The sequence below is a fragment of the Conexibacter woesei Iso977N genome (assembly GCF_000424625.1).
Taxonomy (GTDB): domain Bacteria; phylum Actinomycetota; class Thermoleophilia; order Solirubrobacterales; family Solirubrobacteraceae; genus Baekduia; species Baekduia woesei_A.
Genome location: NZ_AUKG01000001.1, coordinates 1,162,161 through 1,188,419 on the forward strand (window position 1 = coordinate 1,162,161; position 26,259 = coordinate 1,188,419).

The 26,259-nt window shown below is 70.0% G+C and carries 20 protein-coding genes, 1 tRNA gene and 1 pseudogene; 14 read left to right on the top strand and 8 right to left on the bottom strand.

The genetic code is table 11. The annotated features are described in order from the left end of the window. Positions 1–44: 44 nt before the first annotated feature. On the top strand, positions 45–407 hold the full coding sequence (locus H030_RS0105645; protein WP_155891854.1) for a hypothetical protein: 363 nt from the start codon (positions 45–47) through the stop codon (positions 405–407). A gap of 144 nt (positions 408–551) precedes the next feature. On the opposite strand, the gene H030_RS0105650 is transcribed toward H030_RS0105645, so the two are convergent. From H030_RS0105650 to tmk, 4 genes are all read right to left on the bottom strand, one after another. Next, positions 552–3,425 (bottom strand): vitamin B12-dependent ribonucleotide reductase, encoded by a 2,874-nt coding sequence (locus tag H030_RS0105650; protein WP_027005411.1) that lies wholly within the window; start codon positions 3,423–3,425, stop codon positions 552–554. 181 nt (positions 3,426–3,606) lie between these two features. Beyond that, on the bottom strand, positions 3,607–4,074 hold the full coding sequence (locus tag H030_RS40400) for a hypothetical protein (protein WP_027005412.1): 468 nt from the start codon (positions 4,072–4,074) through the stop codon (positions 3,607–3,609). Between the two features lie 32 nt (positions 4,075–4,106). Then, positions 4,107–9,317, bottom strand: a complete 5,211-nt coding sequence (locus tag H030_RS38885) for a hypothetical protein (protein WP_051221804.1) — start codon at positions 9,315–9,317, stop codon at positions 4,107–4,109. Between the two features lie 27 nt (positions 9,318–9,344). After that, complete coding sequence (gene tmk / locus H030_RS0105665) at positions 9,345–9,950, bottom strand: dTMP kinase (protein WP_027005413.1); 606 nt, start codon at positions 9,948–9,950, stop codon at positions 9,345–9,347. A gap of 28 nt (positions 9,951–9,978) precedes the next feature. On the opposite strand from tmk, the gene H030_RS0105670 reads away from it, so the two are divergent. Further along, entirely contained in the window at positions 9,979–11,097 is a 1,119-nt protein-coding gene (locus tag H030_RS0105670) for an ATP-binding protein (RefSeq protein WP_027005414.1), read from the top strand. Between the two features lie 6 nt (positions 11,098–11,103). Here the strand turns inward: H030_RS0105670 and H030_RS0105675 are convergent, their stop codons facing one another. Next, complete coding sequence (locus H030_RS0105675) at positions 11,104–11,922, bottom strand: undecaprenyl-diphosphate phosphatase (RefSeq protein ID WP_027005415.1); 819 nt, start codon at positions 11,920–11,922, stop codon at positions 11,104–11,106. A 57-nt stretch (positions 11,923–11,979) separates the two neighbouring features. Beyond that, positions 11,980–12,864, bottom strand: a complete 885-nt coding sequence (locus H030_RS0105680; RefSeq protein ID WP_035125892.1) for a PHP domain-containing protein — start codon at positions 12,862–12,864, stop codon at positions 11,980–11,982. Positions 12,865–12,931: 67 nt separating this feature from the next. Between H030_RS0105680 and H030_RS29595 the strand changes: the two genes are divergently transcribed. Next, on the top strand, positions 12,932–13,396 hold the full coding sequence (locus H030_RS29595) for a MarR family winged helix-turn-helix transcriptional regulator (protein ID WP_051221806.1): 465 nt from the start codon (positions 12,932–12,934) through the stop codon (positions 13,394–13,396). Between the two features lie 2 nt (positions 13,397–13,398). Continuing rightward, positions 13,399–14,967, top strand: a complete 1,569-nt coding sequence (locus H030_RS29600) for a DHA2 family efflux MFS transporter permease subunit (RefSeq protein WP_196809009.1) — start codon at positions 13,399–13,401, stop codon at positions 14,965–14,967. Here H030_RS29600 and H030_RS29605 read toward each other — a convergent pair. After that, on the bottom strand, positions 14,964–16,058 hold the full coding sequence (locus H030_RS29605) for an HD-GYP domain-containing protein (protein WP_051221810.1): 1,095 nt from the start codon (positions 16,056–16,058) through the stop codon (positions 14,964–14,966). The two genes, H030_RS29600 and H030_RS29605, sit on opposite strands and share 4 nt — an antisense overlap. 127 nt (positions 16,059–16,185) lie before the next feature. Between H030_RS29605 and H030_RS0105700 the strand changes: the two genes are divergently transcribed. The 9 genes and pseudogenes from H030_RS0105700 (at position 16,186) to H030_RS0105740 (ending at position 24,051) form a co-directional block, all read left to right on the top strand. Continuing rightward, positions 16,186–16,258: transfer RNA gene (locus H030_RS0105700), tRNA-Thr, on the top strand. 180 nt (positions 16,259–16,438) lie between these two features. Continuing rightward, positions 16,439–16,687, top strand: a complete 249-nt coding sequence (locus H030_RS39540; protein WP_035125894.1) for a helix-turn-helix domain-containing protein — start codon at positions 16,439–16,441, stop codon at positions 16,685–16,687. A gap of 335 nt (positions 16,688–17,022) precedes the next feature. After that, the gene (locus tag H030_RS40615) at positions 17,023–17,499 is read left to right on the top strand and encodes a hypothetical protein (RefSeq protein WP_155891855.1); all 477 of its coding nucleotides are present in this window, start codon (positions 17,023–17,025) and stop codon (positions 17,497–17,499) included. A 48-nt stretch (positions 17,500–17,547) separates the two neighbouring features. After that, positions 17,548–17,829 (top strand): tyrosine-type recombinase/integrase, encoded by a 282-nt coding sequence (locus H030_RS40620; protein WP_081690537.1) that lies wholly within the window; start codon positions 17,548–17,550, stop codon positions 17,827–17,829. Between the two features lie 203 nt (positions 17,830–18,032). Continuing rightward, positions 18,033–18,272 (top strand): hypothetical protein, encoded by a 240-nt coding sequence (locus H030_RS0105720; RefSeq protein ID WP_027005418.1) that lies wholly within the window; start codon positions 18,033–18,035, stop codon positions 18,270–18,272. Further along, positions 18,269–18,475, top strand: coding sequence for a hypothetical protein (locus H030_RS0105725; protein WP_027005419.1), 207 nt, complete (start codon positions 18,269–18,271; stop codon positions 18,473–18,475). The genes H030_RS0105720 and H030_RS0105725 overlap by 4 nt, the downstream gene beginning before the upstream one ends. A gap of 388 nt (positions 18,476–18,863) precedes the next feature. Beyond that, positions 18,864–19,258 (top strand): annotated as a pseudogene (locus tag H030_RS40625) (very short patch repair endonuclease). A gap of 274 nt (positions 19,259–19,532) precedes the next feature. Continuing rightward, on the top strand, positions 19,533–22,517 hold the full coding sequence (locus tag H030_RS38255) for an ATP-binding protein (protein WP_081690538.1): 2,985 nt from the start codon (positions 19,533–19,535) through the stop codon (positions 22,515–22,517). After that, positions 22,510–24,051, top strand: coding sequence for a response regulator receiver domain (locus H030_RS0105740; protein ID WP_027005422.1), 1,542 nt, complete (start codon positions 22,510–22,512; stop codon positions 24,049–24,051). The genes H030_RS38255 and H030_RS0105740 overlap by 8 nt, the downstream gene beginning before the upstream one ends. 14 nt (positions 24,052–24,065) lie before the next feature. Here the strand turns inward: H030_RS0105740 and H030_RS29615 are convergent, their stop codons facing one another. After that, positions 24,066–25,184: a DNA cytosine methyltransferase gene (locus H030_RS29615; protein ID WP_269208519.1), complete on the bottom strand. Its 1,119-nt coding sequence runs from the start codon at positions 25,182–25,184 to the stop codon at positions 24,066–24,068. Between the two features lie 616 nt (positions 25,185–25,800). Between H030_RS29615 and H030_RS0105750 the strand changes: the two genes are divergently transcribed. After that, positions 25,801–26,226, top strand: a complete 426-nt coding sequence (locus H030_RS0105750; RefSeq protein ID WP_027005423.1) for a VOC family protein — start codon at positions 25,801–25,803, stop codon at positions 26,224–26,226. Positions 26,227–26,259 lie beyond the last annotated feature (33 nt).

The window sequence follows — 26,259 nt, forward strand, 5'->3', positions numbered from 1 at the left end:
TCTTCCTTCGGTGTCGGACGTCGTCCGGTGGGTACGGCTGGGGCATGCAGGCCCGTCGAGCGCCGGGGATCTCAGTGGCCGTGGTCGTGCTTGCGGTGGCGGTCGGGGTGCTCTGCGTCGTGGCCTGCGTCAGCGCGTTCGGAACGCCGTACGACCAGTGCGACAACATGGCCGGGACGTGCATCCGCGAGCGTCAGCAGTTCGCGATTGTCGGCCTGCGGACGCTGTGCGTCGCCGGGGTGGTGGTGTCGGTCGGCGTCGCGCTCAGTTGGTGGCGCTGGCCGCGGCTCGGGAGGTGGGTGGCGGCGGGTGCGCTCGTGCTCGCCGCCGCGATCGCGGTGTTCGTTCTTGCGGCCGACCCGATCGACCACCTCAACAACCGCTGGTCCGGCTGGCTCGGCGTCTAGCAACGTCCCAAGCCGGCTGGTGCACCAACCACCCCAACAACGACGAAGGGGCGCCGCGAATGCGGCGCCCCTTCGAAGTGCCTACGGCGCGGGCCGGCGCCGTAGGTCGAGTCGGGTGCAGGTGACCCGCCCCACAGGCGCGGCTCAGCCGCAGCCAGTGTTGTTGCCGCAGGACGAGCAGGTGTAGCAGGAGCCCGTCCGCTGCATCATGCCTCCGCAGTTGCTGCACGCGGGGCCGAGGTCGAGGCCGACGAGGCGCGCCGGGCGCACCGGCGGCGTGTCGGTGAGGGCCGAGGTCGGCGGCTTCGGCGTGGACGCCGCGGGCGTCCCGTTGCCGTTGCCCTTCGACGGCGTCGCCTGCGGGGCCGGCGTCGCCGGGCCCGCCGTGTCGCCGGCGATCGACATGCCGGTCTCCTCGGCGATCTTCTTGGCCCGGACCTCCTGGGTCAGGATGCCCAGCTCCTCCTGGATCTCGGCGTCCAGGAAGCGCGAGGCCAGCCAGCGCATCATGTAGTCCGGCATCGACTTCGCGAACGGGATCTCCGGGTTCTGGGTGATCCCTTCCGGCTCGAAGCGCATGTAGGCGAACTTCGAGACGAGCGTCTCGAGCGGCACGCCGTACTGCAGCGCGATCGAGACCGCCGTCGCGAACGAGTTCATCATGCCGCGGAGGGTCGAGCCCTCCTTGCCGACGTCGGTGATGAAGATCTCGCCGACCGTGCCGTCCTCGTACATGCCCGCCGTGATGTAGCCCTCGTGGCCACCCAGGGAGAACTTGTGCGTGAGCGAGTTCCGCTCGCGCGGCATCTTGTTACGACGCGGGCCGGTCTGCCCGAGCGCGCCGATCTGCTTGGCGACCTCGGCCTTCACGGCCTCCTCGAACTCCGGCGTCTCGGTGACCGGCACGCCGGCGGTCGCGCCGCCGCCCGCGTCGGTGCGCAGCGCCTGCGCCGTCTTGGAGCCGTCGCGGTAGATCGCCAGCGCCTTGACGCCGAGCTTCCACGCCTCGGTGTAGGCCTCGACGATGTCCTCGACCGTGGCCGAGTTGGGCATGTTCACCGTCTTGGAGATCGCGCCCGAGATGAACGGCTGCACCGCGCCCATCATCTTGATGTGGCCCATGTGCGAGATCGCGCGGGAGCCGACGGCGACGTCGAACACCTCGAGGTGCTCGTCCTTGATGCCCGGCGCCTCGACGATCGTGCCGTACTCGTTGACGTGCGCGACGATCTGGTCGATCTCGGTCTTCGTGTAGCCGAGGGTCTCCAGCGCCAGGCCGACCGTCTGGTTGACGATGACCATGGAGCCGCCGCCGACCAGCTCCTTGTGCTTGACCAGCGAGAAGTCCGGCTCGACGCCGGTCGTGTCGCAGTCCATCAGGAACGAGATCGTGCCGGTCGGCGCGAGCACCGTCGCCTGCGCGTTGCGGTAGCCGTGCGCCTCGCCGACCTCGACCGCCTCGTCCCAGACCTCGCGGGCGGCGGACAGCAGCGCGTCGTCGCGGCCGATCCCGACCGGGACGTGCGCCGTGGCGTCGCGGTGCATGCGCATGACCGCGTTGTGGGCCTCGCGGTTCTCCGCGTAGCGCTCGTACGGGCCGATCGCCGCGGCGACCTTCGCCGACTGCAGGTACGCGCGGCCGGTCATCAGCGCCGTGATCGCGGCGGCCGTCGCGCGGCCGGACTCGCTGTCGTACGGCATGCCGTTGGCCATCAGGTACGCGCCGAGGTTCGCGTAGCCCATGCCGAGCTGGCGGAACGCGCGGGCGTTGACGCCGATCTCCTCGGTCGGGTACGACGACGGGCCGACGACGATCTCCTGCGCGAGGAACACGACGTCCACCGCGCGCTCGAACTTCTCGACCTCGAAGGTGCCATCGGGACGGCGGAACTTCATGAGGTTCAGCGACGCCAGGTTGCACGCGGAGTCGTCGACGTGCATGTACTCCGAGCACGGGTTCGACGCGTTGATGCGGCCCGACACCGGGCACGTGTGCCACTCGTTGATGATGGTGTCGTACTGGACGCCCGGGTCGGCGCAGCGCCACGCGGCCTCGCCGATCTTGCGCATGAGCTCACGCGCGAGCATCGGCTCTCCGACCGGCTTGCCGGTCGCGCGGGCGATGGTGCGCCACTCGCTGCCGGCCTCGACGGCGTTCATGAAGTCGTCGGAGACGCGGACCGAGTTGTTGGCGTTCTGGTACTGGATCGACTTGAAGCCGTCGCCGTCGATGGACATGTCGAAGCCCGCGTTGCGCAGCGCCTCGGCCTTGTCCTCCTCCTTGGCCTTGCACTCGATGAACTCGACGATGTCCGGGTGGTCGACGTCCAGGACGACCATCTTGGCCGCGCGGCGGGTCTTGCCACCGGACTTGATGGTGCCGGCCCACGAGTCGGCGCCGCGCATGAACGACACCGGGCCCGACGCGGTCCCGCCCTTGGACAGCGGCTCCATCGACCCGCGGATGTTGGACAGGTTGATCCCGGAGCCCGAGCCGCCGCGGAAGATCCGGCCCTCGCGCGTGTTCCAGTCGAGGATCGAGTCCATCGTGTCCTCGACGGACAGGATGAAGCAGGCCGAGCACTGCGGCTGCTCCTCGAAGCCCACGTTGAACCAGACCGGCGAGTTGAACGCCGCCAGCTGGTGGAGCAAGATGTAGGTGAGCTCGTCCTGGAAGGCGTCGCCGTCTTCCGCGGTCGCGAAGTAGCCGCGCTGGCGGCCCCAGTCGGAGATCGTGCCGGCGACGCGGCCGATCATCTGCTTGACGGAGCGCTCACGCGCGGGCGAGTCGAGCTGGCCACGGAAGTACTTCTGCGTGACGATGTTCGTGGCGTTCTGCGACCACGTCTTCGGGAACTCGACGTTCTCCTGCTTGAACGAGCCGACCGCGGCGGTGCGCAGCTCCCATTCGACGGTGTCGAACGGAGCGACACCCGGGGTCGTGAAATAGCGCTCGATCGTGAGCGCTCGACCGGGCTGGATGTCCGTCGCCAAAGCTGTCTGCGGTGCTGTTTCCATGCGCCTGTTGATCCTTCCTCGCCGCCGGCCCGCGGCACTCGAAACCTGTGATGTGGGGTCGAGCAGGGTGGCGCGTGGGCCGGACGGAAAAACGGGTCCGGGAGGGTGGGTCCCCGCATATTGCGAGGAAGTTCCAGTGTAGGCCCGCGATGCGAGTGGACTTGGCGCGCGGACAGCCGGTCTAGCGGCCGATGCGCAGCCAGTCCCGGAACTCGGCCCAGGCGGCGCTCGTGCGCCATCCGGCCTCGGCCGTGGCGTGGCGGGTCCGGACCAGCCAGGGCGGGTCGTAGGCCCACCAGCGGGCGGCGACGATCGCCAGGGCGGCGGCGAGGAGGATCGCGCCGAGGACGGCCAGGAGGAGGACCGGGAGCTTGCTGTCGTTCGTGCTGCCGGGGCCGTCGGAGGCGGGGGTGGCGGTCGACGTGCCGGCCTGCCCGGTCTGGGGGGTGGCCGTCGTCTGGATGGTGGCCGTGGAGGGCGGGGGCGCGGCGGTCGTCGGCGGGACGACGGTGGTGGTGGCCACGCTCCCGGGGAGCGTCCCGCTGGTGCCGGGGAGGACCGAGGTGGTCTGGGCGCGCGCGAGCGGCGCGAGGGCGAGCGTGGCCAGGAGCGCGAGGAGCGCGACCGTGACGGGGCGGCAGCGGCGCATTCGGGGCGACAGGCTAGCCAAGCGGCGTTCGGTCAGCGCAGCACGTCGGCCAGGCCGCCGACGCCGATCGCGACGCCGGTGGCGATCGCGGCGAACAGGAGGGCGAGCATGACCAGCCGCTCGCGGCGGGCGGAGGCGGCGAAGAGGGGGTGGTCGGGGTCGAGGTCGTCGTCTTCGTCGGCGTAGTCGTCGTGGGCGTCGTCGTGCGTCGGGGCGGGCGGTGCGCCGGTGCGCGTCCTGGCCCGGAGGTGCTCGAGCTCCTCCTGCAGCTCGACGACGCGCCGCTCGGCGTCGAGGCCGGCGGCGTTGGCGGCGGCCAGGGAGCGCTGGAGGTCCTGATCGTTCTGGGATGCCTCGAGGTCGGCCAGCTGCGCGCGGAGCGCCGCGAGCTGCTCGTCGGCATCGCGGTCGGCGGCTTGGAGGGCGGTGACCTGCTGTTGGGCGGCGGCGAGGGCGGCCTGGAGGTCGGCGACGCGCTCGTCGTCATCGCGGCGCGCGGAGTCGCGCTCGTCGGCGAGCGTGGCTTCGAGTGCGGTGACCTGCTGTTCGGCGGCGGTGAGCGCGGCCTGGAGGGCCGAGACCCGTTCGTCGGCGTCGTGGCGGGCGGCGTTGCGCTCGTTCGCGAGTGTCGTTTCGAGTGCGGTGACTTGCCGTTCGGCGGCGGTGAGCGCTGTTTGGAGGGTCGAGACCCTCGCGTCGGCGTCGAGACGGGCGGCATCGCGCTCTTCGGCGAGCGTCGACTCAAGTGCGGTGACTTGCCGCTCGGCGGCGGTGAGCGCGGTCTGGAGGGCCGAGACCCTCTCGCCGGCGTCGAGACGGGCGGCGTCGCGCTCTTCGGCGAGCGTCGACTCAAGTGCGGTGACTTGCCGCTCGGCGGCGGTGAGCGCGGCTTGGAGGGCCGAGACCCTCTCGCTGGCGTCGAGACGGGCGGCGTCGCGCTCTTCGGCGAGCGTGACTTCGACTGCGGTGACTTGCTGCTCTGCGGCGGTGAGCGCGGTCTGGAGGGTCGAGACCCTCTCGCCGGCGTCGAGGCGCGCGGCGTCGCGCTCTTCAGCGAGGGCGGAGACCTTCTCCTCGGCGGCGTCGCGCTCTTCGGCGAGGGTGGTGACTTGCTGCTCTGCGGCGGCGAAGGCGGTCTGGAGAGTCGAGACCCTCTCGTCGGCGTCGAGACGGGCTTCGGCGAGGGCGGCTTGGAGTGCGGTGACTTGCTGCTCTGCGGTGGCGAGGGCGGTTTGGAGGGTCGTGACCCTCGCGTCGGTGTCGAGGCGCGCTGTGTCGCGCTCGTCGGCGAGGATGGCGACTTGCTGTTCGGCAGCACTGAGCGCGGCTTGGAGTGCGGAGACCCTCGCGTCGGCGTCGAGACGGGCGGCGTCGCGTTCTTCGGCGAGGGTGGCTTCGACTGCGGTGAGCGTGGCTTGGAGGGCTGTCACGCGCTCGTCGGCGTCGGCGCGGGCGGCCTGGAGTGCCGCGACCCTCTCGCGGGCGGAGGCGCGCTCTTCGGCGAGCGTCGTTTCAAGTGCGGTGACTTGGTGCTCGGCGGCGGCTGCGCGCTCGTCGGCTTCGGCGCGGGCGGTCTCGGCGGCGAGGCGGGCAGCGTCGCGCTCTTCGGCGAGGGCGGCGAGCTCGGCGTCGGCCGCCCGGATGGCGGTGGTGTGCTTCTCGGCGTGGTCGGCGAGGGTGGTTTGAAGTGCGGTGACTTGGTGCTCGGCGTCGGTCAGCGCGGCTTGGAGTGCTGAGGTGTGCTCTCCGGCGTCGAGACGCTCCGCCTGGAGGGCGGTGAGGCGGGCTTCGGCCTCGGTCAGCTCGACGGTGAGGGCGTGGAGGCGGCCTTCGGCGAGGCGGGTGCGTTCCTCGGCGGCGTGCTGGGCCTCGGCGGTCCGGCGGTCGGCGGCCGCGAGTTGTTCATCGAGTTGGTCTTCGAGAGCCGCGATGCGGGACTCGGCCTCGGCGCGGGCGGCGGTGATGCGCTCGTCGGCGTCGAGGCGGGACTCCGTCCGGATCCGCTCGATCTCGACGCCCGCGGATTCGGCCTCCGCCGTCGCCTCCGCGCGGGCGAGGCGCGCGGTCTCCTCGGCGTCGGCGAGTCGTGCGCGGAGGGACTCGGCGTCGCGCTGGGCGCCGGCTGCGGACTCCGCGCCGGTGCGCTCGGCGTCGGCGAGCTGGGCGCGCAGCGTGTCGGCTTCGGCTGCGGCCTCGGTGAGTTGGGCGTGGAGGGAGTCGGTCTCGCCGGTGGCGTCGGCGAGGCGGGCGCGGAGGGTGTCGGTGTCGCGCTGGGCGTCGGCGAGCTGGGCACGCAGGGTGTCGGTCTCGCGCTCGGCGTCGGCGGTGGCGTCGGCGAGGCGAGCACGGAGGGACTCGGTGTCGCGCTGACCTTCGGCGGTGGCGTTGGCGAGTTGGGCGCGGAGCGACTCGGTCTCGCGCTGGGCGTCGGCGAGTTGGGCGCGGAGCGTCTCCGCCTCGCGCTGGGCCTCGGTTTCGGTGTCGGCGAGGTGGGTGCGGAGTGTGTCGGTGTCGCGCTGGGCTTCGGCGAGTTGGGCGCGGAGCGACTCGGCGTCGCGGTGGGCTTCGTCCTGGAGGCGGGTGCGGAGGGATTCGAGCGCGGTGGTGTGCTCGGCCCGGAGGGTGGTGGCTTCGTGGGTTGCGGCTTCGAGCGCGGAGGCGTGGGCGGTGCGGAGGGATTCGAGGGCGGTGTCGGCCTCGTGGGCTGCCGCTTCGAGCGCGGTGGCGTGCTCGGCGTGGAGGGCGTCCACCTCGGCGGAGTGCTGCGCGCGGAGTGCGTCGCGCTGGGCGAGCGCGTCGGTGCGGTCGGCGCGGAGGGACTCCAGCTCCGAGGTGTGCTCCGCCCGGAGCGCATCGAGCGCCGCGGCCTGGTCGGCGCGGAGCCACTCCAGCGCGGAGGTGTGCTCGGCCTGGACGGTGTCGAGCTGCTCGCGTGCGGCGGACTGCTCGGCGCGGAGCGACTCCAGCTCCGAGGCGTGCTCGGCGCGCAGGGACTCGAGCTCGGATTCCCTCGTCGCCCGGAGCGTCGCGGCCTCGGCTTCGAGCTCTCCGACGACGGTCTGCGCGGTCGCCTCGGCGTCTTCGAGGCGCTTGCGGAGGGTGGAGGACTCGGCGTCGCGCTGGGCGTCGGCCTCGGCGAGCTGGGCGCGGAGGGCGTCGACCTCGGTCGCGGCGGCCGCCGCGGCTTCCGTGAGGCGCGTCTCAAGCGCCTGGAGCTCGTCGCGCGCCTGCAGCTCGGTGGCGTGAAGCTCGCGGGTCAGGCGCGTGATCTCGGACGCCGACGCCGACTCGGCGGCAACGAGCGCGGACTCCGCCTCGGCGACCCGCGCCGCCGCGGCCTGCTCGACCTCGACCAGCTGCTCGCGCAGCTCCGCCGCCCGCGCCGCGCCCGCCGCCTCGACGGCCGACGTGCGCTCGCGCAGCGTCTCCGCCTCCGCGGCCGCCGCGCGCTCGGCGGCCACCAACCTGGACTCCAGCTCCGACGCGTGCGCCGCGGCCGTCGACTCCGCGTCCGCCAGCCGCTCCCGCAGCGACGCCGCGTCCGCCGCCGCCTGACCCGCGCGCTGCTCGGCGTCGGCCAGCCAGTTGCGCAGGTCGTCCGTGTCGGCCTTCAGCGCCTGCTCGGCCCCCGCCGCCGCGGCTTCCGCCGACGTGACCGCCTCGCGCAGCGACCGCGCCTCCAAGGAGGACTCCGAAAGCCGGTCCCGCAGCCGGTCCGCATCCGCCGCGCGCGCCGCGCGTTCTTCTTCAACAACCCGGATGCGCTCCTCCAGCGCGTCCGCCTCCGACGCCCGCGCCCGCGCGGCCGCCAGCTGCGCCTCGAGCCGCGCCAGCCCCGCCGTCGCCTGCTCGGCCAACCCCGCGCGCTCGGCGGCCTCGACCGCAACGACCCGGAGCGCTTCCAACTCCTCAGCGGCCGCCGCCGCGCGCGTCTCCGCGTCGCGCCGGGCGACCCCTTCGACATCCAGCCGCCGCTGCGCATCGCGCAGCTCCGACGACAGCAGCGCGGCCCGCGACGACGCCTCGTTCGCGCTCTCCCTCAGCGCCCGCTGCGCGTCGGCCTCCGCCTCACGCCGCGCGGCCCGCTCCTCGCGCACGCGCGTGGTCAGGTCGTCCGCACGCCGCGCCGCCGCCTCGGCCCGCCGCGCCAGCGCCTCGGTCTCGGCCAGCTTCTGCTCCAGCCCCCGGACACGCTGCTCGGCCTGCTCGGCGCGCCGCTGGGCCGCGCCGCCGGACAGCAGCGCGTGCTCGCGCTCGCCCTCCAGCGCCTCGAACCGCTCCCGCAGCGCCGCCAGCTCGCGCGCCCGCGTCTCGGCCACCGAGCGCGCCTCTTCGACCGCCGCGACCCGCGCCTCGGCACCCCGCGCGGCCCTCGACGCCCGGTCGGCGGCGTCGCGCAGCGCGACGATCTCCCGCTCCCGCTCCTCCAGCGCCCGCCGCGCCTCGCGCGCCACCTCGACCGCCGCGCGCGCCTGCTCGGCCGCCCGCGCGGCGCGGTCGTGGTCGCCGCGCGCGCGGTCGTCGCCCGCCGTCGCGCGCTCCGACGCCCGGACGCGCTCCTCGGTCAGCGCCTCGATCGCGCCGACCCGCCCCGCCTCCGCGCGCGCCGCCAGCTCCGCCGCTCGCGCGGCCTCGGCCGCGGCCTGCTGAGCGATCTGGTGCGCCTCGGCCGCGCGCCGGTCCGCCGCCTCGCGCGCCGCCTGCTCCTCGGCGAGCCGCTCGTGGAGCGCGGTGACGTCCGACGCGCGCGCGAGCGCGCCGACGTCCAGCACCGACGGCGGCTCCTCGCGCCCGCGCCCCCGGAACCCGCCCCGCGCGCGGCGCGGCTCCGGAGGGGCTACGGGCTCGGGCGGCGCAGGAGCGACGGCCGCGGGCGCGGGAGACGGCGCAACGGGAGCAGCAGCAGCCGCCGCACGCCGCCGCCCCGCCGGCCGCGGCAGGTCCGTGATCTGCCCCCGCCCCGTCTGCAGCGCGTACGCCACCCGCGCGGCCCCGACGACCTCCGCCTCCGCGCTGAACGCGGCCCGCCACTCGAACCCCTCGGGCCCGACCATCGGCGCCGTCTCGTCCGGCCCGGGCAGCGGCGACAGCCGGTGGATCCGGCGCCCGTCGTCCAGCAACAGCAGCGGCGCGCCGAGCCGCTCGCGGGTCGGCGCGACCCAGCGACCAGCGATCCGCAGCAGCACCGTGCCGGGACCAGCGGGAACCTGCTCGAAGGAGTGAACCTCGAAGCGCGCGGGCAAACAGGCCGATCGTAGCCTGATGCCCGGCTATTGCAGGGTCTTCAGCGCCGCGAGCGCGCGCGAAACGACGGTTTCCGGCGCATCCGACCCGTCCAGGACGACGTACCGCTCCGGCGCCGCGGCGGCCAGCGCGTCGTAGGCGTCGACCACGCGCGCGAAGAACTCCGGGCCCGCGGCCTCGATGCGATCGAGAGAACCCGCCGCGGCCACCCGCGCAGCGGCAACCTCCGGAGAGACCCGGACGTACAGCGTCAGATCGGCGCGCACGTCCCCGCACGCGAAGGCGTTGATCGCCGCGACCGCCTCGACGCCCAGCCCGCGCCCCGCGCCCTGGTAGGCCAGCGACGAGTCCACGAAGCGATCCAGGACCACCCACCGCCCGTCGCGCAACAGCGGGACGACCACCTCGGAGACCAGCTGCGCCCGCGCCGCCGCGAAGAGCAGCGCCTCGGCGCGCGCATCCACGCGCAGCGACGGATCCGCCACGAGCGCGCGCACACGCTCCGACACCGCAGCCCCGCCCGGCTCGCGCAACACCACCAACTCGGGCAACGCCATCAACAACCCGCGGGCGAGCGTGGTCTTGCCCGCACCGTCGATGCCTTCGATCGCGATCAGCCGTCCGCCCGACACGAGGGCGCCACAGTACCCTGGCGCGGGCATGCTCGAGGTCGTCGCCCGCCACCCGCACGCCCACTCGATCCTCTCGGCGGCGCTCCGGCCGCAGGGCGCGCCCTCGCACGCCTACCTCTTCCACGGCCCCGCCGGCGCCGGCAAGCAGGACGCCGCGCGCGCGTTCGCCGCCGAGCTGCTCGCCGAGGGCGCGACCGACCCGGCCAACGCGCGCAGGCGCGCGCTCGACGGCGTCCACCCCGACCTCACGTGGGTCCGGCCGTCAGGCGCCGCCGAGATGCTCGTCGCCGACATCGAGGAGCCCGTGATCGGCGCCGCCACGCGCACGCCGTTCGAGGCCAGGCGCCGCGTCTTCGTCATCGAGGGCGCCGACACGATGAACGACCAGGCCGCCAACAAGCTCCTCAAGACGCTCGAGGAGCCGCCGCCGTTCGCGCACCTGGTGCTGCTCACCAACCGCCTCGGCAACATCCTGCCGACGATCCGCTCGCGCACCCAGCTGGTCCGGTTCGAGGCCGCCACCCCGGACGAGCTGAGCAACCGCCTGCAGACCAGGCACGGCGTCCCGCCGCTGACCGCCGACGCCGCCGCGCGCCTGGCGCTGGGCGACGCCGAGCGCGCGCTCGCCCTCGCGCTCGCCGAGGGTCCGTCGCTCCGGGACACCGCAGAGCGCTACGCGCGCGCCGCGCTGCACGCCCAGCTGTCCGAGCGCCCGCACGTCAGGCTGCTCGACCTCGCCAAGGCGCGCGGGGACATCGCCGCGACCGCGGTCGCCGAGCAGATCGCCGCCAACGCCGAGCTGCTGCCCGACCGCGAGGCGCGCAGGGCCAAGAGGGAGGGCGAGACGGCCGGCAAGCGCGCGCACCGCCGCGCCCACGCGGCGACGATCGACCACGGCCTGCAGCTGGTCGGGCTGTGGCTGCGCGACGTCGCGGTCACCAAGGACGGCGCGCCGGAGCTGATCCACCACGTCGACCGCGCCGAGCAGGTCGCCGCCGACGCGCAGGAGACGCCGGCGTCCACCAACAAGCTGCGCGACGCCGTCGGCCTGGTCGAGGAGGCGCGCACGATGCAGATCCTCAACCCGTCCGAGGAGCTGGCGCTGGAGGCGCTGGCCTCCAAGCTGGAGCGGACGCTCCGGGGCTGACCGCCGTCAGTTCGTGACCGCGCCGGTCGCGACCAGCGTCAGGATCACGACGCCGAGCACGACGCGGTAGACGACGAACAGCGTCACCGGGTGCTTGGTCAAGTACTTCAGGAACCACGCGATCGACGCGTAGCCGACGACGAACGCGAAGAACACGGCGATCAGCGTCGGGACCGCGCCCGCGCCGCCACCTTTGCCGACGTCCTTGAGCTCGAACAGCCCGGACAGGACGACCGCGGGGACCGACAGCAGGAACGAGTAGCGCGCGGCCGCGCCGCGCTCCAGGCCGAGGAACAGGCCCGCGGAGATCGTCGAGCCGGACCGCGACACGCCCGGCACCAGCGCGGCCGCCTGGGCGAGCCCGATCAGCGACGCGTCCCTGTAGCTCAGCGACTCGATCTCGCGGTCCTTGCGGCCGACGCGCTCGGCGATCTCCAGCACGATGCCGAGCACGATCATCACGATGCCGATCAGGACCAGCTGGCGCGCGTCGGTCTCGATCTTGTCCTTGAAGAGCAGGCCGAGGACGGCGACCGGGATCGTGCCGATGATCAGGTACCAGCCGAGCTTGGCCTCGAGCGTGCCGCGTTCGGCCGGGTCGCGCAGCGAGCGCAACCACGCACGCGCGATGTTCCAGAGGTCGTTGCGGAAGTAGATGAGCACCGCCGCGACCGTGCCGAGCTGGACGACCGCGGTAAACGCGGTGCCCGGGTCGTCCCAGCCGGCGAAGGCGGGAACGAGGCGCAGGTGCGCGGTGGAGGAGATCGGCAGGAACTCGGTGAGCCCCTGGACGATGCCGAGGATGATCGCCTGGAATGCGTCCATGTGCGCGGGCCACAGTAGCCGCCGACCCGGCCGGGATGTAGTGCGATGGTGACCTGTTCAGGTTGTCGTCAGGTCCGTTGGCAGACGTGGCGGCAGGTTGTAGGTCTTGAAGTTCCGGAAGCTGCTGAAGCGCGGGTGGTCGGGGCCGTGGAAGTCGGCGGAGCCGGTGGTGAGGAGGCCGCGGGCGGTCGCGGCGTCGTAGGCGGTCTGCGTTTGCGCGCGCGTGTGCGTGGTGTAGAAGGCCTCGACGCCGTCGAGGCCCTGCGCGTCGAAGCGCGCGATCGCGCCGACGACGTCCTCGGGCGCGTCGACGTCCCAGAACGGGTGCGCCCAGACCGCGGCGCCGCCGGCCAGGTGGATCGCGTCGATCGCCTCCGCGACCGTGGGCGTGGTGCGGCGGCGGTAGGCGGGGGCGCCGGGGATCAGGTAGGCCTCGAGCAGCGTGCCGAAGTCCTGGAGGTGCTCCTCGGCGATGCGCGCCACGTTGTGCGGGTGGTTGAACGCGGCCTGCGCGAGGTGGGGGCGGCCGATCGGGAGGCCGGCGGCGCGGCGCTCGTCGAGGACCGTGCGGTCCAGGGCCCAGCCGTGCTCCTCCAGCGCGTCGGCCATCCGGTCGGCGCGCGCCGCGCGGTCGGCGCGGAAGGCAGCCAAGGTGTCGCGGAACGCGTTGTTGGTGTGGTCGATCCCGTAGCCGACGACGTGGAGGTCCTCGTACTCGCCGTCGATCGTCGACAGCTCGGTCGCGGGGAGCAGGCGGATGCCGGCGCGCCTGGCGGCGTCCTGCGCCTCGGCGACGCCGTCGACCGTGTCGTGGTCGGTCAGCGCGAGCAGCTCGACGCCCGCGGCCGCGGCGCGCTGCACCACCGCGGCGGGCGGGAGCGTGCCGTCGCTGTAGGTCGAGTGCGACTGGAGGTCGAAGGTGGGGCGCTCGTCGTCGTTCACCAGGAGCCGACCGTATCCGCGCCACGATCGTTAGGGCGCTAACGATGTTCTGTTAGCCTGCTAACGAATGGCACCGGCCGCTGCTCCGACCAACGACGTGCACACGGACGACCTCGTGGTCGCCTTCGACGCGTTCGTCAAGGCGGCCAAGCGCTCGCGCGCCCGCGCCGAGGGCGCCGACGGCGGCACGCTGACCAGCTCGCAGGCCGACCTGCTCGCGCCGCTGCTGGAGTGCGAGCCCGCGGGCCTGGGGCTGCGCGCGCTGGCGCGGCTGGCCGGGATCGCGGCGCCGACCGCGACGCGGATGGTCGACGGGCTGCAGGAGCGCGGGCTGGTCACGCGGCGCCGCGACCCGGACGACGGCCGCGCGGTCCTGATCGCGCTGACCGCCGACGGCGAGGACGCGCTGCGGGAGCGCCGCGCGCAGCTGCTCGCCCGGCGCCGGGCCATGTTCGAACTGCTGACGCCGAGCGAGCGCCGCGCCGCCGCGCGCGTGCTGTCGCGCCTGACCTCGGCCTTCGAAGGGAGTTGATGATGGGGTCGAGTCTGCCCAAGGACCTGCGTCCGATCGCGATCGTCGTCGTGATCGGGGCGATCATGTCGATCCTGGACGCGACGATCGTCAACGTCGCGCTGCAGACGCTGCGCTCCGACCTGGACGTGTCGCTGGCGACGATCCAGTGGGTGTCGACGGGGTACCTGCTGGCGCTGTCGGCGGTGATCCCGCTGACGGGGTGGATGGCCGAGCGCTTCGGGCCGCGGCGCGTGTGGATGGGCGCGGTCGGGTCGTTCGTCCTGACCAGCGCGCTGTGCGGGGCGGCGTGGAGCGCCGACTCGCTGATCGCGTTCCGGGTCCTGCAGGGGCTGGCCGGCGGGATGATCATGCCGATCGGGATGATCACGCTGGCGCAGGCCGCGGGGCCGAAGCGGATGGGGCGCGTGATGAGCGTCGTCGGCGTGCCGATGCTGCTGGGGCCGGTCGTCGGGCCGGTGCTCGGCGGGTTGTTGATCGACAACCTGTCGTGGCGGTGGATCTTCTACGTCAACGTGCCGGTCGGCTTCGTCGGCCTGATCTTGGCCTACAAGTTGCTTCCGGTGGGTCGCGCGGTCGGGCGCGACCTGGGTGAGGGCGTGACGACGCCGCCGCTGGACAAGCTGGGGTTGTTGCTCTTGTCGCCGGGCGTGGCGGCGGTGGTGTTCGGGCTGAGCGAGGTCGGGACGCACCGGACGCTGACGGCGACATCGGCCTGGGTCCCGATCGTGGTCGGGGTCGCGATGGTGACGACGTTCGTCGTGCGCGCGCTGCGGATCGAGCACCCGCTGGTGCAGGTCCGGCTGTTCCGCGGGCGCGGGTTCAGCGCCGCGGCCGCGACGACGACGCTGATCGGTGGCGCGCTGTTCGGCTCGATGATCCTGCTGCCCTTGTACTACCAGGTGGTCCGAGGGCAGTCGCCGCTGCACGCCGGGTTGTTGATGGCGCCGCAGGGGCTGGGCGCGGCGCTGGGGATGAACGTCGCGGGGCGGCTGACCGACAGGATCGGCGCGGGGCGTGTGGTCCCGGTCGGGCTGTTGTTGTTGGCCTTGGGCACGTTGCCGTATGCCTTCATCGGTGGCGACACGGCGTACGGGGTGTTGTTGGTGGGGTTGTTCATCCGCGGGCTGGGGTTGGGCGGCACGATGATGCCGGCGATGGCCGCGGCGTATGCCACATTGGACGGTCCGGCCGACGTGCCGCGGGCGACGCCGATGTTGAACGTGTTGCAGCGGGTGGGCGGTTCGCTGGGTGTGGCAGTGCTGACGGTGGTGCTGGAGAACTCGCTGCAGTCCCACGTCGCCGCGGCGACCGGCGGGCGGCCGTTGCCGGGCGGGTCGGACGGCGCGGTCGGCGGGACGCTTCCGGACGCGGTCCGCGAGCGCCTGGTCGACCCGCTGGGCGCGGCGTTCGCCAACGCCTACGTGTGGTCGCTCGTGGGGATCCTGGTCGCCTTGATCCCGGCGCTGGTGCTGATGCGCGAGGAGCGGCGGGCGAAGCGCGCCGAGGCCGAGGCCGAGGCGGGGTCCGACGCTCCGCCGCCGCCCGCGCGGGTGCCGGCCGCGGCCTAGGCGGCTGCCGCGTACGGGACTTCGTGGGCGGCGACGACCGCCGCGACGACGCGCGGGTCGAACTGCGTGCCCGCGCAGCGGTCCAGCTCGGCGAGGGCGACGCTCAGCGGGCGCGCCCTGCGGTACGGGCGGTCGGAGGTCATGGCGTGAAGGGCGTCGCAGACGGCGACGATCCGGGCGGCGAGCGGGATCGCGTCGCCGCTGAGGCGGTCCGGGTAGCCGGCGCCGTCGTGGCGCTCGTGGACGGCGCGGACGAGCGGGGCGATGTCGTGCAGCAGCGGGATCCGCTGGAGGATCGCGGCGCCGATCGCGGAGTGCTCCTTGATCTCCTCGAACTCCGCGGGCGTGAGGCGTCCCGGTTTGGTCAAAATTTCGGAACGAACTCCGATCTTGCCGATGTCGTGGAGGAGCGCGGTGTAGCGCAGCGCGCGCAGCTCGGTGCCGGTGAGGCCGAGCGCGCGGCCGGCGTCGAGCGCGAGGTCGGCGACGACGTCGGCGTGGTCGGCCGTGTAGGCGTCTTTCGTCTCCAGGACGTCGGCGAGGATCCCGAGTGTGCTCGCGAACGAGTCCTGCAGCTCCTGGGTCAGGCGCGCGCGGTGCAGGGCGGCGCCGACTTGGGCGGCGACGGCGTCAGCGAGGAGGAGGTCGTCGTCGCCGAAGGCGTGGGTGGCGATCTGCTCCAGGTTCAGGACGCCCCAGATCGCGCCGTCGACGTGGATGGGGAGGCTGAGCTCGGAGCCCGGGTCGTGGCGCGGGTCGCGGCGGAGGTAGTCCGGGTCGCGAGCGGTGTCCGGGATCACCGCGGGCTCGCCGGTCCGGGCGACGCGCCCGTTGATCCCTTCATGTACAGGTTGCTCGTAGGCCAGGAAGTCCGGCTCGTCGGCGAGCGGCCCGGCGGCGGCGACGACCCGCAGCGTGGCGTCGTGGGCGTCCAGGCGTTGGACGACCGCGAGGAAGAACCCGAACGCGCTGTGCAGCTCGTCGACCGCGGTCTGCGCGATCGCGCCCGCGTCATCGAGCGGCGCCAACTTGGTCGCCAGCCGAGCCGCGACCGCCAGCCGCGACCGCTCCTTCACCATCGAGATCCCCATGCCATCCCGGAACTTCGGCACTCCGCCGCGCCACCTGTTGGGCCCAACGGTCCAAATCGACCTGCCACGTTGTCGAGCCTCCACCACGCACACATCGCCCACCTCACCTACAATCCGCCTCCACCTCGCCGACGTAGCTCAGCTGGTAGAGCACTTCACTCGTAATGAAGGGGTCCCCGGTTCGAATCCGGGCGTCGGCTTGCCAGGGAGTCGCTGCAAATGCGCTGAATTCGCACCCGCAGGATGGTGCCGCGCAACCCGCTGACTCCAGGTTGTTGGGGCAGAATGGGGTCCCAGAGAGTCCCTTCGAGGTGTGTCTTGGCTGCTCGCGTCTGCGATTGGCCGAGGGTGTTCCGCTTGCTTGCGCGACTGAAGAGGCGATGACACAGCTCGAACTGCCCTTCGACGATGAGCCGTCGCCAGAGGCCTCATCGCCGGGATACCTCACGATCGCCGAGGCCGCCGAGCGGGTCCGCTGCCATGAGCGGACGATCCGCCGGGCGATCGACCGCGGCGCGTTGCGCGCCGGACGCGTCCGCGGGGCGAATGCCGCCCGCGGCGCGTTCCGGATACGGCCGGCGGACCTGGACCGCTGGCTGTTCTCGGACGATGATGAGGAGGCGCCATGACCCTTCGCCTCCGACTCGCGCAAGCCGCGCGTCGAGTTGCGCCGTCGGCGTCGGACCGACGGCAGCATCTCGACGACGCCGACCGTGCGCTGGACGGAACAGGACGGCGCCCGCCGTCGGTTGAGCTTCGACACGTTCGAGGAAGCGGACCTGGAGCGAGCGCGCCTGGCGCTGGAACTGGCGCAGCACGGGACGATCGGCGGCGTGGTCAAGGACAACACCTTGGCCGCGCTGTGGCCGACCTACCGCGCCGACGCCGTCGCGCGCTTAGCTCGGGGACGATCGTCAGCTACGACCGTTGCTGGGCTCGCCACCTCGCGCCGCGCTTCGGCGACATGGCGCTGGACGAGATCACGCCGCGCTCGGTCGCGCAGTGGCGCGCCGACATGTTGGACAACGGGATCGGTTGCGAGACGGTACGCCGCGCGATGGTGTTGTTACAGGCCATGTTCACGCTCGGTGTCGAGTGGGGTGAGGCCGAGCGCAATCCGGTCTCGGTCGTGCGCAAGCCTCGTCAAGGTCGTACGCGCGCGATCGAGGTCCTGGACCCGGCAACTGTCGAGCGGCTGCGCCGCGCGCTGCTCGCGGACGGCGACCACTTCTCCGCAACGCTGGTGAGCGTGCTGGCCTACGCCGGCGTCCGTCCAGGCGAAGGCATAGCACTTGAACGACGCCACATCCGCGAGGACACCATCTTGGTCGAGCAGGCGGTGTCCTACGGGTCTCTGAAGTTGCAGAAGACCGGCCGCGTCCACCGGACCGTCGACTCCTCCCAGAGCTTCGCGAGGACATCTTGGGCTGGTGCGACATGAAGGACATCACCCGACGCGACGCACCTCTGTTCGGCCGAAGCGACGGCGATTGGATGCGACCCGACGACTGGAAGAACTGGCGCCGCCGCCGTCGTCAACGCGACAACCGAGGCCATCAACCTCGGCCGCCCACGCCCTTACGACCTCCGCCACTCCTTCGCCTCGCTGATGATCCGCGACGGCAACACCTCGATCGTCGAGCTCGCCGAGCAACTCGGCCACTCACCGACCGAGACGCTGAAGACCTACGCTCACGTCTTCGCCGAGCACCGGCGACAGCCTCGCGTGCCGGCGAGCGACCTCATCCGAGCGGCTCGGTCGGCGTCCTGAGATGTGGTCCGAGCGTCGTCGATGCTCGGACCGGAGGGGGAGAGTTTTCGTCCCCACGCCCTAGAGGAATCAGGAGAGGTCCCTCCCCTAGAGAATCGAAAAGCGCCCCCGCGCCGCTGACACGGCCGGGGGCATGGCCCAAGGAGCACGAACTCCATGAGCAACACGGACGCTATCCATCTGCGTGATCGCGAGGCTGCGCGATGAAGGTCACCGGCAGCGGCAGCCCCGCCTACCTGACGGTTCGATTTCGCGAGCGCGAGATCCCCGGCCTCGAGGTCGAGCTGCACGAGCGCCTACGCGACGCCGAGGCAGCCGTCCGCGACGGTACCGACCTCGAACGCGTCGACCGCCGGTCTGCGGAGGAGGTCTTGGGCGCGACCCGCCGCCTCCTCCAGCAGCTCGCAGACCCGAGCGACACGAAGGCGACCGAGTCGTCGTGACCGGACCCACCTGGCTCCTCGGCACCGAGATCGTCTGCGCGACGATCACCGCCGTCGACCGCTTCCGCGACATCGTCCATCACTTCGTCGACGAGTCCGACGGCGATCCTCGCCTTCTGCGCGAGGTGCTCGCAGCCGCCAGCGCCTGGTGCGAGACGCTGATGGGCTACGAGCACGCTGAGACCTTCGGCATCGAAGACTGACCGGAGCGCTGGCCGGCGCCCGACCGAGGGCGCTGGCCAGCTGGGTGTCGGAGGTCAATCCAAGGCCGTCGACGGACGTCTCGGCACGTAGTGCAAGTGTGTGCCGGTCTCAACGCTTGGGTGATCGCAGGCGACACGGCACACCTGAAGCCTCTGGCGGATCCGGCCGCTTTGACGCCAAGTTGCTTGATGGGTGCAGGAAGCGATCGACCGTTAGCCGGAGAGGTGGGTGCGGGACGAACACGCAGCTGCGATCGTGTCGGACGGGCGCGATCGCGAAAGACGCAGACGCTCGGCTTGAGTCACACCAGGCTCTCGTAGTGGCGACAATGGCGAGGTGGCCGACACGATCACCCCCGAACCTTCAACTCCCGCAGCTCGTGCGACGATGCGCGCCAACCGCGGCCACGACACAGGCCCTGAACTGGCTCTACGGCGAGCACTCCATCGGCGGGGGCTCCGTTATCGGGTGAACCACGCACCGGTGGCCGGACTTCGCTGCCGCCCGGATATCGTGTTCACGCGAGCACGAGTTGCGGTATTCGTCGATGGATGCTTTGGCACTGCTGCCCGCTACACGGCACCTGGCCGAAGGCGAATGCTGCGTGGTGGCGCAACAAGCTCGACGCCAACGTCGAACGAGACCGTCGAAACGACCTCGCTCTCACCGTTCGAGGGTGGCGCGTCGTGCGGATCTGGGAGCACGAGAACGTCGATCAGGCGGCGGTAAAGATCGCGATGCTCATTGGCCCAGGGCGAGCTCGCGACGCCACCAAACGATAACGCGGGCACCGACAAACCCCAAGCGAGGCCGGCACGACCGCTTGGGCCGAGAGTGCTGATGTTGGCAAGGGTCAGCAGCTCGGCAAACAGTTTCGCTGCTCGCCAGCGGCGACGCGCGAGTCGAGATCGCCACTTTCGCCTGCCTGACCATTAGGCTTACCGCGCCGTGCTCCGAGCCAGCGCAACGCCGCCCATCCAGTTACCCGAAGCCGTCGTGGAGATGGCCGCGGTCGGTCTCCAGCAACCGCAGGCCAAGGCGTAGGAGGATCGATAGGTGCCTGGCTTCCGCGCTAGCGCGCGAACCGTCGATCTATTGGGGCGTCAGCAGATCGCAGGGATCCCCACCGCGATCAGCGAGCTGTTCAAGAACGCCCACGACGCGTACGCACAACACGTTGAGGTTGACCTACTCCGGCCTCAAAACCTCCTTGTTCTCCGCGACGACGGCATCGGGATGACCGAGGCTGATTTCGTCGATCGCTGGTTGACGCTTGGGACTGAGAGCAAGGTCGAAGGGTCTGGACTCGGTCGGCCACCAAAGCCGCGAAACGCTGCGGCACGCCCGGTTCTCGGCGAGAAAGGCATCGGCCGACTGGCGATTGCGTCGATCGGGCCCCAGACGCTCGTTGTCACGCGTGCACAACGCGGTAGCACGTTGCACGAGCCGATCGTCGCCTTGATTAGCTGGACGCTTTTCCAACTGCCGGGTATCAGCCTCGACGACATTCTGGTGCCGATCCGACGCCTCCCCAACGGTCGGCTTCCGACCGCGGCATTGGTCCGTGAGATGTCGGCCGAAGTCCTCGCGAACCTTCGAGCGGTGGCGCCTCGGGCTAGTTCCGACCTGGTCGCCCGCGCAACGGCACAGCTTGAAGACTTGAGCTTGGACCCAGCATCACTTGATGCTCTCCTCGGCAGACCGTCCCTCTCCGGCGATGGACACGGGACGCAGTTCTTCGTGTCTCCGGTTGAAGGTGCCTTAATCGCCGACCTCGACGCCGAGAGAGTTGAGTGGGGAACGTCGGACGTGAAGCGAACACTCATCGGGTTCGCGAACACAATGACGCCTGGTCATTCCGCTGAGCGCATCACGACAGCATTTCGCGACCATCAGAGCGCAGAAGTCGTGACCGACGTCATCGGGTCAGATGAGTTCTTCACTGAAGAGGAATTCCGGAGAGCGGACCACCACATCCAGGGGACGTTCGATGAATACGGCCAGTTTTCTGGAACAGTGACCGTGTTCGACCAGCCGCCACAAGACCATCGTGTCCCGTGGCCAGACGCCCGCGGTCGCAAACTTGACTGCGGGCCATTTCGTCTGAATCTAGCCGTCGTCCAGGGCGATCGCCAGGAGAGCCTTCTCGACCGCGACACGTGGGTTGAACTGACCCGCAAGATGAATGCCATTGGCGGTCTTTACATCTATCGCGACGCGATTCGCGTCCTTCCCTATGGAAACGCCGATAACGACTTTCTGGAGATCGAGCGCAACCGAACGAAGAACGCTGGGCGCTACTACTTTTCGTATCGGCGGATGTTCGGGGTCGTGGAACTCGACTCCGACGAGAACCGAGCACTTCAGGAAAAGGCTGGCCGTGAAGGCTTCCTCGACAATCGCGCCTACCGTCAATTTCGCGGTGTCCTGCGCAACTTCTTCGTCCGCACAGCCTTTGACTACTTCGCTGTCGAAGGGGCGGCTTCCGCCGCCTACCAAGAGACTCGCGACAACCTGCAGGCAGCGAATCGGGAAGCCGAGCGCCAGGAAAAGCTGAAGCGAAAGCGACGACGCGCTTATGCGCTGGAGTTGGAAGAACGCTTTCGGCAGGTCCAAGCAGGCCAGCCCGAGCTGGACGCTGCAGCTGTTCTCAATGAACTCGATGGCCGCTTGAGCGCAGCAGCCGGTGACCGCGACACCAGTCACGCCACGGAAGAGTTCGTCCGTGCGGAGATCGAAGCCCGCCGCGAGCTTGAGAGAGTGCGGGCGCGCTATCGCCTCGCGGCGCCGCGCGGTCTCGGTCTATCGCGATCGGTGCGCAACGAGGCGGCGTCATATAACCGCGAATTCGAGCGGCTCGACCACGAGGTGATCCGGCCAGCAGCCGAACAGATCGACGCGCTCGTCGCACTGCGATCTGAAGATCTGAAACTCGCCCTGGACCGCCGGCTCCGGCTGGAGGCGTTGATCGACGAGGTCGCCCGACGCGGGGTTACCTCAGTTGGTCGAGCCGCGCGAGACGCCCGAGAGCGTGCACGAAGCGTGTCGGACGGCGTCGACGAGCTCGCTCGGACAGCCCGCAAGCAGTTGGAAGCAGTGATCAACGACACACGCGCAGACGTTGCACGCCTAGACGTGTCGTCGATCTCTGAGTCTGAACTCGTTGAGCATCGACTTCGCCTCGAGGCAACCGTGGATCAGGCCGCAGAGCACGAGCGCGAGTTGTTGGACGCACTTATCGAGCAACTCGGGGGCATCGCGCTCGCTCGCAACGGGGGCGGCGACGCAGTCAGTGCGCTTCAGGCACAACAACAACAAGAGGACAAGCTTCTCGCCCTTGAGGATCGCGCCGATGTCGACCTGGAGATGGCAACACAGGGTTTGGCGATCCAGGTCATCAACCATGAGTTCGCGCATTCCATCGGTGCAGTGCGAGAAAATCTGAAGCGGCTCAGCGCGTGGTCTCAGGTGAACCCGGACCTGCGGCGACTCTACGGTGATATCCGGGCATCATTCGATCACCTTGACGGCTATCTCCGACTGTTTACACCGCTGCAGCGACGGCTGAACCGGCGGCGCGAATCAATTGCGGGCGGCGAGATCGTCGCGTACGTAGAAGACGTCTTCCGGCGATCAATTGACGAGGCTCGCGCTGGGACGCGCGAACCGCTGCTCGTTGCGTCAGCAGATTTCCGCCATCATGAGGTCGTTGGCTATCGGTCGACGTTCTATCCCGTGTTCGTCAACCTGGTCGACAACGCTCTGTACTGGGCGGAGCGGGCCTCTGACCGTCCGCAGGTTCGACTCGGCGTCCGCGGCAGGACACTAACCGTCTGCGACAACGGTCCGGGCATCGAGCCGCGTCACCGCGACCAGATCTTCGAGATGGGGTGGACACTGAAGCCAGGCGGTCGGGGGGCCGGGCTCAACATCTCGCGTCAGGTACTCGACGCCGAGGGCTGGTCTCTAGAGGTGGTGCCGTCGGAATCTGGCGCATGCCTTGGTTTGCAACCGCGAGAGGACCCCGAAAGTAGTGACTGATCTCGTAGACCTCAGCCGCGCCGCAGCGCGGGAGTTCATTCAGTCCGCCGTGGTCATCGATGACGAGGCAGGGCAGTTGACCGACGACGATGTGGCGCCCGGCGCGGCGTCTGCGTTGACGACGCCCTCGGTGGGAGCGACCACCTCGGAGTCAGCACAGAACGAGCCGACCCGGCGGCCGCGTCATCCGCTTCGCAGCAAAGCGCTGGTAGAGACTTTCGCCAGCCTCGGCGTTGTATGTGGCGTCCTGCAGCCAACCGAACCCGAGGGCGATCCGGTTGACAGCGTCTTCGCTCAGGCGGTGTCGCGCGCCGACGTCGTCATCCTTGATTGGCAGCTGAATCAGGACCGCGGAGAACGAGCCCTCGGGTACATCAGGCAGATCTTGGACGCGGACAACGAGCGGCTGCGTCTCGTGGCTATCTACACAGGCGAGAGCGCATTGGAAGACATCGCTCGCCTGATCGCCGAGGAGCTGGGCGCTGATTACTCGGAGGACGACCCATTTGTCGTCGTGTACGGTGCGATGCGGCTGGCTGTGTTCGCCAAAGAGGTTGCTCGTGATCAAGGCGCTGAGGCGGCCCGAGTCCTGGTAGAGGAAGAGCTTCCTGGGCAACTCGTCAACGAGTTTGCGTGGGCCAACCAGGGTGTCGTCCCTGCCGCAACCATGCGAGCATTGGCTGCGATGCGCCGGAACGCCCACCGGATGCTTCTCGCCCTCGGGGCGGAACTCGACGTCGGATTCCTTGCCCACCGAATGCTCTTGCCAGACCCGGAAGACGCCGAGGAGCACCTTCTTGGACTGATCGTTTCGGAATTGGAGTCCATCATCTTCGACGATCTCGCAACGCGCGAAATCGCTGGTACCGCCGGAGCGGTCGCATGGCTGACACACAACGTCGAGGGTGGAGACGACCGGAAGCCGACTCGTGAGGAACTTGAGCGGTGCCTTACGGAAGGCTTCAGTAAAGCGAAGGCCACAGCGCCCGGGCTGCAGGATTTCGAGAAGAAGACCATCACGAGTGCGCTGGGAGACGCAGAAGCCGGGCTGACGTCGGGGCGGGACTTCGCCATGCGGATGACGCTTCGCACTGCTTACGAACGCCCTCCTAAGCGCCTGACGTTCGGTTGCTTGCTACGCGACAGTTCCGACGACTACTACTTGTGCGTCCAGCCGGCCTGCGACGCCCTCCGTCTTGAGGACGAGACCCGCTTCCCGCTGCTTCCGTGCGAAGTGGTCACGGCTGACCGCTACGACCTGGTTGTTTGCGATCGCGACGTGGAGCGCCGACTCAAGGTGGTTCGGCAACCGCGTCGGCTGCGGATGGTCGCCTTTCTGCCCGATCCGACTCAACGCTCCGTAATCGCGGGATCCGGAGAGATCTTCTCGTCAGTTAACGAGGGAGATTTTGTGCTCGTGGGTCGGCTCAAGCCCGACATGACGCAGCAGGAGGCTCACGGCATGGGGCACGCTTTCTCACGACCGGGCATCGACGTTCCAGAGTTCCTGCGGATTCGCAAGCCGCGCGACTAAATTGGACCGCGGCGTCACTCCGCCCCCCGATCGCTAACGCTTTTGTTAGCGGCAGTCGTAAGCGCCACGGCGATGACTTCGGCCTGTGATTGAACGAAGCCGGGCGGCAGCGCATTGCCGATGAGTTCCGCCGCCCGGTACTTGCCACGCGAGAGCGGAAATCTGTAGTCCGGCGGAAACCCCTGCAGCAGGGCGGCTTCGCGCAATGTGATCGCGCGATTCTGCTCGGGATGCAAGAAACGGCCCTTACTGGGATTGATGCAACCACCGGTCAGAGTGGGCGCCGGGTCGTCCCAGCTCATGCGACCGTAGATGTCGAAGAACCCCGGGTTGGGACGGTCCTCTGTGCGCTGGTGACAGGCCAACTGCGCGTCTTCACCAAGAAGTCGAAAGGAGCCGCCGTCCCGTGGGACCTGCTCAATTCGGCGCTGAATCTTGATGCTGCGGCTCTCACCATGATTGTGAAGGGCATCGGAACTGTTGTCTGGAACGGGTAGCCCACCGATTGCGTCCCGAACGCTCTGCGCCAGCTCCGTCCGCTCGACCAGACCGATGCGGCCGCCATGCAGCGCCAGCATCACTAGCCGCCGCCGGCGCTGGGGAACGCCGAAGTCCGCAGCGTCAAGAATGCCGTAGGCGCACCCGTAGCCTAGGCGCTCGAGCCGCGCCCGAAGCCGGCCAAACCGAATGTCACGACCCAGCGCAGGCACATTCTCCATCAGCAGCGCCTTCGGGAGAAGCGCTTCCGCGAATCTCCCGAACTGGCTCACGAGTGAGTTGCGGGGATCCTTGACACTCGTGGTTTGACGTCGTGTCTTGACTGTCGAGAAACCTTGGCAAGGCGGACAACCTGCCAGGAGGTCGAGCTGTCCCACCTTCAATCCCAACTCGTCCGCCATCCCGAGGGGCTCGAGCGTACGGATGTCCTGCTCCCAAACACGTACGTCCGGATGATTGGCCTGGTAAGCCTCGATCGCGAGTGGCTCAATGTCTACCGCGCCAATCACCGAGAAATTGGCATTGGCCAGCCCGACGCTCATGCCTCCAGCACCGCAGAAGAGATCGATTGCTGTCAGGAGTGGCTTTTGGGTTCTCCGAGCGACTGTCGCCCTTGCGTCCGTGACCTCACTCACCGGCGGGCCCTTTGGCCGGGCGCTCCGGGGAGCAAGAGCCGAACCGACGCGGGCGACACGGCGAGATTCGTTGCGGCGCAACGCTCTGCTGACCGGCTACAGCCCGGCTGGAGGTTGCGCCGTGCTCGAAGATATTGCGCGCGCGAGGACACTCGCGCGATCCTAGCCGGGCACCCGGCGGCAGCGGGTCGTGATGGCCCTTGGCGTCGGCCAACGGCTATCCAAGGCCCCGCGGCGAGAATCCTGCGGCGAGAATCAGGTGAGCGCGAGACTTCCATTCGATTGGGGCGGACGATGACCTGATGAACCTGGGCATCGTCCTGTGATCGACGTCGGCCGGTGCCTCGCGGCAGAGGCGACGGGGCGGGACCAGATTGGGTCCCAAGCTCCGTTCCGCTCGGTTACACTCCACCCATGCCTAGTCTGCAAAGCCTTGCGCTTTGCAGCGACTTGACTAGCACCGACACAACTCCTTCAACCACTGAGACCACCCGAGTGGCGCTCGTAATGAAGGGGTCGGGGGTCTGCAGGATCGTGGGCGCGCCGGGCCGCCTCGGCGCTTGACCGGGGATGGCGACGGATGCGGGTGGGTGGTGGCGGCGGGAGCATCGGGGGCATGGACAAGAACAAGTTGCCCGCCCCGGACGAGGGGTTCGTCGTTACGCAGTTCCTCGCCGTCCGGGATGTTGCGCGGTCGCGGGAGTTCTATGTGGATGTGCTCGGTGGGGAGGTTGTGGTTGAGGAGGATCCGTGCATCGTGAGGCTGGCGAACTCGTGGTTGATCATGAACCCGGGTGGGGGGCCGACGGCGGATAAGCCGGGGGTCACGATCGTTGAACACGAGGTGGGGGATGAGGTCTCGAGCTTCCTGAACTTGCGTGTTGCTGATGTCGCGGCGTCATATGAGACCTGGAAGGCCCGGGGTGCTGAGTTCTTGACGCCGCCGATCGATCGTGGGGCTGAGATCCGGTGTTACATGCGGGATCCGGATGGCTACCTGATCGAGGTTGGGCAGTCGACCGGGCTGCTGGACCGGGGCTGACGGTGAGGTGTGTGCACCCCCGCGGGAGGCGCG

Bases quoted from the DNA above. Each gene is read 5' to 3' on its own strand.
- H030_RS0105645 (WP_155891854.1), top strand. From the start codon at position 45: ATGCAGGCCCGTCGAGCGCCGGGGATCTCAGTGGCCGTGGTCGTGCTT.
- H030_RS0105650 (WP_027005411.1), bottom strand. From the start codon at position 3,425: ATGGAAACAGCACCGCAGACAGCTTTGGCGACGGACATCCAGCCCGGT.
- H030_RS40400 (WP_027005412.1), bottom strand. From the start codon at position 4,074: ATGCGCCGCTGCCGCCCCGTCACGGTCGCGCTCCTCGCGCTCCTGGCC.
- H030_RS0105670 (WP_027005414.1), top strand. From the start codon at position 9,979: ATGCTCGAGGTCGTCGCCCGCCACCCGCACGCCCACTCGATCCTCTCG.
- H030_RS0105675 (WP_027005415.1), bottom strand. From the start codon at position 11,922: ATGGACGCATTCCAGGCGATCATCCTCGGCATCGTCCAGGGGCTCACC.
- H030_RS29595 (WP_051221806.1), top strand. From the start codon at position 12,932: ATGGCACCGGCCGCTGCTCCGACCAACGACGTGCACACGGACGACCTC.
- H030_RS29600 (WP_196809009.1), top strand. From the start codon at position 13,399: ATGGGGTCGAGTCTGCCCAAGGACCTGCGTCCGATCGCGATCGTCGTC.
- H030_RS29605 (WP_051221810.1), bottom strand. From the start codon at position 16,058: ATGGGGATCTCGATGGTGAAGGAGCGGTCGCGGCTGGCGGTCGCGGCT.
- H030_RS39540 (WP_035125894.1), top strand. From the start codon at position 16,439: ATGACACAGCTCGAACTGCCCTTCGACGATGAGCCGTCGCCAGAGGCC.
- H030_RS40615 (WP_155891855.1), top strand. From the start codon at position 17,023: ATGGCGCTGGACGAGATCACGCCGCGCTCGGTCGCGCAGTGGCGCGCC.
- H030_RS0105720 (WP_027005418.1), top strand. From the start codon at position 18,033: ATGAAGGTCACCGGCAGCGGCAGCCCCGCCTACCTGACGGTTCGATTT.
- H030_RS0105750 (WP_027005423.1), top strand. From the start codon at position 25,801: ATGGACAAGAACAAGTTGCCCGCCCCGGACGAGGGGTTCGTCGTTACG.